The sequence below is a fragment of the Kitasatospora sp. NPDC056327 genome (assembly GCF_042261735.1).
Classification (GTDB): domain Bacteria; phylum Actinomycetota; class Actinomycetes; order Streptomycetales; family Streptomycetaceae; genus Kitasatospora.
Window position 1 is genome coordinate 1 of record NZ_JBHJRC010000354.1, and the last position, 7959, is coordinate 7959.

Annotated in this window: 8 protein-coding genes and 1 pseudogene; 3 read left to right on the top strand and 6 right to left on the bottom strand. The window is 76.1% G+C overall.

Annotation, left to right across the window (positions count from 1 at the left end):
- Nucleotides 1-37: 37 nt before the first annotated feature.
- The 4 genes and pseudogenes from ACFCX4_RS32355 to ACFCX4_RS32370 form a co-directional block, all read right to left on the bottom strand.
- A complete protein-coding gene (locus ACFCX4_RS32355) occupies nt 38-802 on the bottom strand; it encodes a glucose 1-dehydrogenase (RefSeq protein WP_376150347.1) in 765 nt (254 codons plus the stop codon).
- Nucleotides 799-1434, bottom strand: a complete 636-nt coding sequence (locus ACFCX4_RS32360) for a TetR/AcrR family transcriptional regulator (RefSeq protein ID WP_376150349.1) — start codon at nt 1432-1434, stop codon at nt 799-801. The genes ACFCX4_RS32355 and ACFCX4_RS32360 overlap by 4 nt, the downstream gene beginning before the upstream one ends.
- A gap of 102 nt (nt 1435-1536) precedes the next feature.
- Complete coding sequence (locus tag ACFCX4_RS32365) at nt 1537-2685, bottom strand: hypothetical protein (protein ID WP_376150351.1); 1149 nt, start codon at nt 2683-2685, stop codon at nt 1537-1539.
- Nucleotides 2682-2894: pseudogene (locus ACFCX4_RS32370) on the bottom strand (hypothetical protein); the annotation flags it as partial. The gene ACFCX4_RS32365 and the pseudogene ACFCX4_RS32370, both read right to left, overlap by 4 nt.
- Nucleotides 2895-3514: 620 nt before the next feature.
- Here ACFCX4_RS32370 and ACFCX4_RS32375 point away from each other — a divergent pair.
- Together ACFCX4_RS32375 and ACFCX4_RS32380 are read left to right on the top strand one after the other, a co-directional pair.
- The gene (locus ACFCX4_RS32375) at nt 3515-4720 is read left to right on the top strand and encodes an amidohydrolase (RefSeq protein ID WP_376150353.1); all 1206 of its coding nucleotides are present in this window, start codon (nt 3515-3517) and stop codon (nt 4718-4720) included.
- 157 nt (nt 4721-4877) lie between these two features.
- A complete protein-coding gene (locus ACFCX4_RS32380) occupies nt 4878-5231 on the top strand; it encodes a zinc ribbon domain-containing protein YjdM (protein WP_376150355.1) in 354 nt (117 codons plus the stop codon).
- A gap of 86 nt (nt 5232-5317) precedes the next feature.
- On the opposite strand, the gene ACFCX4_RS32385 is transcribed toward ACFCX4_RS32380, so the two are convergent.
- On the bottom strand, nt 5318-5680 hold the full coding sequence (locus ACFCX4_RS32385; RefSeq protein ID WP_376150357.1) for a hypothetical protein: 363 nt from the start codon (nt 5678-5680) through the stop codon (nt 5318-5320).
- 233 nt (nt 5681-5913) lie between these two features.
- The gene (locus ACFCX4_RS32390; protein ID WP_376150359.1) at nt 5914-7290 is read right to left on the bottom strand and encodes a cytochrome P450; all 1377 of its coding nucleotides are present in this window, start codon (nt 7288-7290) and stop codon (nt 5914-5916) included.
- Nucleotides 7291-7450: 160 nt separating this feature from the next.
- On the opposite strand from ACFCX4_RS32390, the gene ACFCX4_RS32395 reads away from it, so the two are divergent.
- Entirely contained in the window at nt 7451-7909 is a 459-nt protein-coding gene (locus tag ACFCX4_RS32395) for a peptidoglycan-binding protein (protein WP_376150361.1), read from the top strand.
- The last annotated feature ends 50 nt before the right edge of the window (nt 7910-7959 follow it).

Sequence of the window (7959 nt, forward strand, 5' to 3'; positions counted from 1 at the left end):
GCCGCGGACCCGGTCCGCGGCGGGCCGCCCGTTCCCGCTACTGCCCCATGACGTACTTGACGGTCGGTCCGGTGGTCCAGCCGCCGTCCACCGCCAGCTCGGCGCCGGTGACGTAGGAGGCGTCGTCGGAGAGCAGGAACACCACGGCGGTGGCGATCTCGGGGGCCTCGCCCACGCGCCCCATCGGGGTGTTGGGGTAGTTCCCCTCGCCCTGCCGGATGCCGACCGAGGCCGTCATCGGGGTGTAGGTCATGCCCGGGTGCACCGAGTTGACCCGGATCCGCTCGGTGCCCAGCTCGACCGCGCCGATCTTGCTCAGGCCGCGCACGCCCCACTTGGAGGCGCCGTAGCCGGCCGTCAGCGCCAGGCCCATCAGACCGGCCGCCGAGGAGATGTTGACGATCGAGCCGCCGCCGGCCGCGCGCAGAGCCGGGACGACGGTCCTCATCCCGATGAACACACCGGTCAGATTGACGTCCAGGACCCGGCGGAAGTGCTCGACGCTCTCGTCCGCCAGCAGCGTGCCGGTGGAGATGCCGGCGTTGTTGACCAGGCCGTGCACCGCGCCGAACTCCGCCGTGGCGAGGTCCACCACCCGCTGCCAGTCCTCCTCGGAGGTCACGTCGTGCCGGACGAACCGTGCCCGGTCGCCGAGTTCGGCGGCGGTGGCCCTGCCGTCGTCCTCCAGGACGTCGGTGATCACCACGTTGGCGCCGGCCGCGACGGCGAGCCGGGCGGCCTCGGCGCCGAGGCCGCGGGCACCGCCGGTGATGATGACGGTCTTGCCGGTGAGGTCGTTCATGACGTGCTCCTTCGGGGGGTGGGGGCGGAGAGCATGGCGGCGGACACCGTCACCAGGTCGGCGAGGAAGGTCTCCTCGTCGGTCAGCGGCACGGCTCCGGCGAGGTACTGCCGCGCCCGGTCGGCCAGCGCCGCGCCGATCAGGGTCAGGGCCAGGTCGAGCCGCTCCAGCCGGACCGGCTCGGGCAGGAAGGCGATCCGCTCCTCCAGCAGGCCGATCAGCCGCCAGTAGCCGCCGCCCGCCAGCGTGGGGTGCGGCGTACGGGTGCGGACCCCGCTGCTGCGGCTGATCTGCGCGGAGATCAGCAGGCAGTGCCGGCCCTGCCCGGTGCGCAGCTCGGTCGCCTCGGCGGTGATCAGCGCATCGAGCAGCCCGGCGAGGTCCGCCTCCGCGAGCCCGGCCCGGTGCGGAGCGAGCGCCAGCTCGGTGCGTTCCTGCCGGGCGGCCATGATCGCCTCCAGCAGCCCCTCGCGCGACCCGAAGTGGTACTGCACGGCCGACGGGTTGCCCTGTCCGGCCAGTCGCACGATGTCCTTGGTCATCGAGGCCTCGACGCCCCGGACGGCGAAGAGCTCCTCCGCCGCCCGCAGCAGCCTCTCGCGGGTCTCTTGGCCCGCCGACGTCCTTGCCATGCCGCCAAGATTAATACTGCCCATTATTATTTTCAACGAAGGCCCCTCGCCGCGCCGGAGCCGCCGCGCCGGAGCCGCCGCGCCGGAGCGCCCGGGCGTCCCTCAGCCGGTGGTGGCGGGCGGGAGGACGGCGACGGCGAGGGGGAGCCTGCCGACGGGGAGGCGGGTGGTGCGGGCGGTGACGGTGTCGACGAGGGTGAGGCCGTTCCAGCCGCCCTCGCGGGTGTGGCCGCCGGAGACGTAGGCGGTGCGGCCGTCGGAAGAGAGGGTGACGGTCTCGTGCGGGCCGTCGAGGGGGACGACGCGCTCGGTGCCGTCCGGGCGGCGGACGGTGAGGGACGGGCCGGCGTCGACGGCGGGGTCGATCGGGCCGGTGCCGACGGCGTAGAGGGTGCCGTCGGGGGCGACGGTGACGCCGTGCTGATGGGTGTTGGCGGTCATCGGCTCGACGGTGACCCGGCCGGTGGCCGGGTCGACGACGGCGAGGCGCTCGCCCTCGAAGGGGAGCAGCAGGGCGCCGTCGGAGGGGCGGACGGCGGTGTAGTGGGGCTTGAGCCAGGAGCCGAGACCGCCCTCGGTGCCGTACGGGGCGACCTCGATGCGGCGCGGCGCCCAGTCGGCGGTGTCGACCACGGTGACGTCGAAGGAGTCGTGGTCGGTGACGTAGACCTGGCGGCCGTCGGCGGAGACGTCCACGTCGAAGGGACGCCGGCCGACCGGGACGACCCGGACGACCGCGCGGGTGGCGGTGTCGACGACCTCCAGGGTGCCGTTGCCCCCGGGGACGTTGACGCCGACGTAGACCCGGCTGCCGTCGGGGGACAGGGCGAGGCCCATACCGCCGCCCCGGTACTCGCCGGTGGTCACCGGGCCGGTGGCGGTCCGGTAGGGGATCAGCGCGGTGCGGGTGCGGGTGCGGGTGTCGACGGCGGCGACGCCCTCGGCGGTGGCCGCCCAGGCGGTGCCGTCGGGGGCGACGGCGAGGCCGTACGGCGCGGTGCCGACCCGGACGGAGCCGAGGTCGGCGGCCCGGTCGGTGCGGGACGGGTCGACGAAGGTGACGGTGTCGGCGCCGAAGTCGGTGACGAGGAGGGTGGGGGAGGCGGGGTCCGGCGAAGCGTCGGTGCCGAGCGTGGTGGTCCCGGCGGTGGTGGGCGACGGCGCGGGCCCGGCCTCCCCGCAGGCCGCGAGCAGCACCAGCCCCGTCGCGACGCCGGCCGCGGCCCGCCCGACGGCGGCCCGGGCCTTCACCGCCGCCCCCGCACGCGGGCCCCGGCCGCCTCCGCCGCGCGCAGGGTGGCGGCCAGGGCCCGGAAGCCCCGGCGCTCGGCGCGGGCGCGGGCGGTGACGCCGTCGGCGTCCGGCAGCAGCGGGTCGGCGCCGTGGGCGAGCGGGGCGTCCACCACGGCGCGCTGGGCGGGCCCGCCGTCGCCGAGGACGACCGCTTCCAGCAGGGCGGTCCGGCGGTCGGCGTCGCGCGCCCCCGGATCGGCGCCCGCCGCGAGGGCGGCGGCTACGGCGTCGGTGCGGCCGTCGCGGGCGGCGTCCAGCGACGCCCGGTCGGCCGGTGACAGGGGGCGGTCGGTCATCGGGGCTCCTCCACGGGGCGGACGGCGGTCGCGGCGGCCGGGCCGCGGTGCCTTTCAGCCTCCGTCATCGGCCCCCCGCGCGGAATCGGCGGCTCGGCCCGTCCGGGACGGCCGGCCGGTGGACGGCGGGGTCATCCGATCGGCCGACCCCGCCGCCCGGCCGTCCCCAGGAGAGTGGGCAGCGCACCGGGCGCCCGCCGATCCGGCCCGGGGGCAGGCCGATGGCGACCAGCGGGACGGTGGAGAGCACGAGCGGCGGGAGGAACGGCCAGGGGGTGCGGGGCCGGGAGACCGGCGGCCCGGGTGCGCCGTGCACCAGGGACTGTTGTAGGAATTGGTGGGATGTTTCGCCGGTCGGACCTCCATCGGACAATCCGTGGACGGAGCGGTCCCCGGGCCCGCCGCGACCGGACCCAAGGCGACCGAACACGACCGAACAGCGTGGGACCACACCGGGTGGGACCGCACCGAGAAAGGGCTGAACCCTCCACATGGCCGCAACCACCGCCACCGTCTTCCGTGACGTCCGTCCGTACGGCGCCGAGCGGGCCGTCGACCTGATCGCCGTCGACGGCCTGCTGGTCGACCGCCTCCCGGAGGGCGCCGAGCCCGAGGTGGTGGAGGGCGAGGGCCGGATCGCGCTGCCGACCCTGGTCGACGCGCACATCCACCCGGACAAGACGGCCTGGGGCGAGCCCTGGTACAGCCGCCGTCCGGCCGGCTCGCTGCCCGAGTACGTCCGGGGCGACGTCGACCTCCACCACCACCAGCGCACCCCGCTCGCCGACCGCGCCCACCGCCTGCTGGCCCACGCCGTCGCCTCCGGGACCCGTGCGGTCCGGGCCCACGTGGACGTCGCCCCCGCCTACGGCCTGGCCGGGGTCACCGGACTCGCCGAGGCGCGCGAACGGCTGGCCGGGGCGCTCGACGTCCAGCTGGTCGCCTTCCCACAGCACGGCGTCCGCCGCACGCCCGGCGCGGGGGACCTGCTGGCCGAGGCGGCGGCGGGCGGACTGATCGACGCCGTCGGCGGGATCGACCCCGCCGGGTTCGACGGCGGCCCGGACGGCGAGGGCCCCGCCCAGCTCGACCTCGTCTTCGACCTGGCCGAGCGCCACGGGCTGCGGCTGGACATCCACCTGCACGACCGCGGTGACCGCGGGCTCGAACCGTTGCGCGGCATCCTGGCCCGTACCAGGGCCGCGGGCCTGGCCGGCCGGGTCGTGGTCAGCCACGCCTTCTGCGTCCCGGAGCTGGCCGACGGGCCGTTCGCGGAGCTCGCCGGCGAACTGGCCGGGGCCGGCATCGGCCTCACCACCGTGGCCCCCTCGGCTCACCAGGTGCTGCCGTTCCGCGAGCTGCAGGCGCTCGGCGTGCGCGTCGGGCTCGGCTCGGACGGCGTGCGCGATTCCTGGAGCCCGTTCGGCAACGCCGACATGCTGCACCGCACCCATCTGCTCGGCTGGACCACCGGTGCCCGCACCGACCGGGAGCTGGCGGACTGCTTCGCGCTGGCCGCCGACGGCGGTGCCGATCTGCTCGACCTGCCGCGGGTCACCCTGCGGCCGGGCTCCCCGGCGGACTTCATGCTGCTCCCCGGCGAGTGCCTGCCGCAGGTCGTGGTCGACCTGCCCCGGCGGGACCTGGTCGTCCGCGCCGGCCGGGTGGTCGCCCGGGACGGCGTCCTCCTCGACTGAGGGCCGGCGGTCGGCAGAGGGCCCGCCCGGTGATGCCACCGGGCGGGCCCGGCCGTTCCTCCGGGGGTGGTGTCCGGCCGGTCCGGCCCGTACGTCATCCTTGACTTGAAAACTTCTTCATGTTCACAACCATCGAACGACTGGATACGCTGATCACATGAGCGACAACCTTCCCGCCTGCCCCCGTTGCTCGGGCGAGTACACCTACGCGATGGACGCCCTCATGGTGTGCCCGGAGTGCGGTCACGAGTGGGACCCGGCCGCCACCGGCGGGAGCACGGCGGCCGGCGACCGGGTGATCAAGGACGCGGTCGGCAACGTCCTGAACGACGGCGACACCGTCACCGTCGTCAAGGCGCTCAAGGTCAAGGGCAGTGTCTCCGGCATCAAGGCCGGCACCAAGGTCCGCAACATCCGTCTGGTCGACGGCGTCGACGGCCACGACATCGACTGCCGTATCGAGGGCTTCGGCGCCATGCAGCTCAAGTCCACCGTGGTGAAGAAGGCCTGACGCCGCCTCCGGCAGGCCGCCGAAGGGCGGTCCACCCGAAGGGCGGTCCACCTCCGGGTGGGCCGCCCTTCGCCGCCGGGCGCCGGTCAGCAGCGGTCGGCCGGGAATCTCGCGGTGATCGGCCCGCCCCGGTGGGCCCGCTCCAGCCACACCGGGCGGCCGGCCAGTTCGGCGACCGGCGGGGTGACGTAGAGCAGGCCCGTCTCCTCGTCCGGTTCGGCGGTGTCGTAGGCAGCGGCCACCACCAGCCGCAGCGCCGTGCAGGCCGCCCAGCCGGGGTCGGCGGCCGTGCCGGCCGGATCGAGGCGGGCCGCCAGCCCGACCAGTGCCTCCCGCAGGGTCTCGGTGACGAGGGCGACGGGCGCGCCGTCGAGGGCCGGGTGCCCGCTGCCGTCCCGGTGGGCGAGCACGGTGGTCGAAGCCGGTGTTGTTGCGCTCACAGGAGTCATGCCCAGGACGGTAGAGGGGACGTACGACAACGGCGCCGCCCCCCGGGGGGGCCGGCCGGGGACGTCGCGGACGGCATGTCAGGGTCCGGCGGGGCCGCCGGGGTTCGGGGCCGGCGCCGGTACGGCGGCGCCGATCAGGACGGCCGGCTCGTGGACGCGGGGCCGGCGCCCCGGACGGACCCCCGGGGGGCGGGGCCCGGACTCCCCGACTCCCCGACTCCCCGGCCACCGGGTCAGCGGCCGTCCGGGGGCGCCGGGAGCCGCGTGCGGTCGAGCATCCGCAGGTGCAGCCGCTGCGGCCGGAGCACGGTGGTGAGCCGCGGCGGCCGGTCGTCGGCCGCGCGCCGGCCCGGCGCCGGGACCGGGTGCCAGCGCGCCAGCACGCTGGCCAGCGCGATGGCGGCCTCGGCGCGGGCGTAGTCGGCACCGAGGCACTGCCGGGGGCCGTTGGCGAACCCGGCGAAGGCCCAGCGGGGCAGGGCGCCGGCCCGCTCGGGCAGCCAGCGGTCGGGGTCGAAACGGGCCGGATCGGCGAAGACGCCCGGATCGTGGTGGGCCGCGTAGGGGCTGAGCAGCACCTGGCTGCCGCGCGGCAGGGTGCGCCCGCCGAGTTCGGTCTCACGGGTGCAGGTGCGCAGCAGCACCCAGCCGGGCGGGTAGAGCCGCAGCGCCTCGGTCAGCACCCGGGCGGTGCGGGGCAGCCGCGGCAGGTCGGCCCACCCGGCGGGGCGGCCGTCCGGGAGCACCGTGTCGAGCTCCTCCCGTACGGCGGCCAGCGCCCCGGGATGCGCCGTCAGCAGCCGCAGGGTCCAGGAGAGCTGGGAGGCGGTGGTCTCGGTGCCGGCCAGCAGCATGGCCACGACCTGGTCGTGCAGCTCGGCGTCGGAGAGCGTCGTGCCGTCCTCGTCCCGGGCGGCGAGGAGGCCGGACAGCAGGTCGGTGCGGCCCGGACCGCGGGAACGGTGGTCCCGGACCAGCTCGGTGACCGTCCGCCGCAGGGTGCGGACCGCCGCCCGGTAGCCGGGGCCCGCGGGCAGCCGCATCACCCGGCGCAGCGCACCGGCGAACGCCGCCTCGAAGGAGTGCTGCAGGCGTTCGGCGAGCACGTCCGGGGCCTCGGTGCCGAGCAGCGTGCGGGTCACCACCCGCAGGGTGAAGCGGTAGCAGGCGGGGAAGACGTCCACCACCTCGCCGTGCCGCCAGGAGCCGGCCAGCAGCTCGGCCTCCCGGGTCATCACCGTGGCGTACCCGGCCAGCCGCTCGGGCCGGAACTCCGGTTGCAGCATCCGGCGCTGACGGCGGTGGTCGGCGTGGGCGCAGGTCGGCAGGCCGTTGCCGAGGATCTCCCGGAAGCGCCCGTAGACCGGGCCGCCCTTGTCGAAGGTGCGGTCGTCGGCGTACACCTGCCGGAGCAGCTCGGGGTGGCAGGGCGCCGTCAGCCGGGTGGGCCCCAGCCGGACCTCCACCAGGTCGCCGTACCGGTGCAGCCGGCCCAGGAACCGTGCCGGGTCCCGGACCAGGGCGGGCAGGTGTCCGAGCACCGGCACCGCCCCGGGGACGGTCCCGTGCACGTAGGTCGTGATCGCGGCATCCCGCGCTGACGAGGACACGGCAGCAGGGTAGGCCCCGGGCGGGCCGTGGACAACCGGCGCGAAGCGGTTGGTCCGCGCGCCCCGCCGATCGGGGGACGTCCCGGCGGACAACGGTCGTTCGCATGCGTGCGGTGCTAGCTTCGCGGCGTCCGCACTTCCCTGACACGGGAGAAATTCCATGGCGTCGAACCTGTTCACGAAAGCGCTGCTGGGAGTCCTCACGGCCGCCGCCCTCGGCGTCGGCACCCTCGCCGGCGCGACCACGGCCGCTGCCGGGACCACCGCCGTGGCCGCCGCGCAGGCCCCGGCCCGCACGGCGGCGGTCCGGGCCGTCAACAACCTGGGGCTCAACACCGCCGAGGCGCGGAGCGTCCAGTGCTTCGTCCGCGACAACGGCTACGACCCGGGGGCGATCGACGGCCAGCTCGGCTCCGGCAGCTGGCGGGCCTGGCAGAGCTACCTCAACGACAACGGCTACAACGCGGGCACCGTGGACGGCGCGGTCGGCCCCAACACCATCCGCGCCCTCCAGCGCTTCCTCGTCGACGTCGGCTACGACACCGGCGGCATCGACGGCGTCGCCGGGTCGAAGACCAGGGCGGCCTGGAAGGCGTTCGCGCAGGTCGGCTGGTGCTGACGGGCGGCCCGTCCTGAGCGGCGGGGGTGCGCCCCGGGACCTTCCGGGGC

Coding starts and splice junctions, on each gene's coding strand:
- ACFCX4_RS32355 (WP_376150347.1), bottom strand. CDS start 802: ATGAACGACCTCACCGGCAAGACCGTCATCATCACCGGCGGTGCCCGC.
- ACFCX4_RS32360 (WP_376150349.1), bottom strand. CDS start 1,434: ATGGCAAGGACGTCGGCGGGCCAAGAGACCCGCGAGAGGCTGCTGCGG.
- ACFCX4_RS32375 (WP_376150353.1), top strand. CDS start 3,515: ATGGCCGCAACCACCGCCACCGTCTTCCGTGACGTCCGTCCGTACGGC.
- ACFCX4_RS32380 (WP_376150355.1), top strand. CDS start 4,878: ATGAGCGACAACCTTCCCGCCTGCCCCCGTTGCTCGGGCGAGTACACC.
- ACFCX4_RS32385 (WP_376150357.1), bottom strand. CDS start 5,680: ATGACTCCTGTGAGCGCAACAACACCGGCTTCGACCACCGTGCTCGCC.
- ACFCX4_RS32395 (WP_376150361.1), top strand. CDS start 7,451: ATGGCGTCGAACCTGTTCACGAAAGCGCTGCTGGGAGTCCTCACGGCC.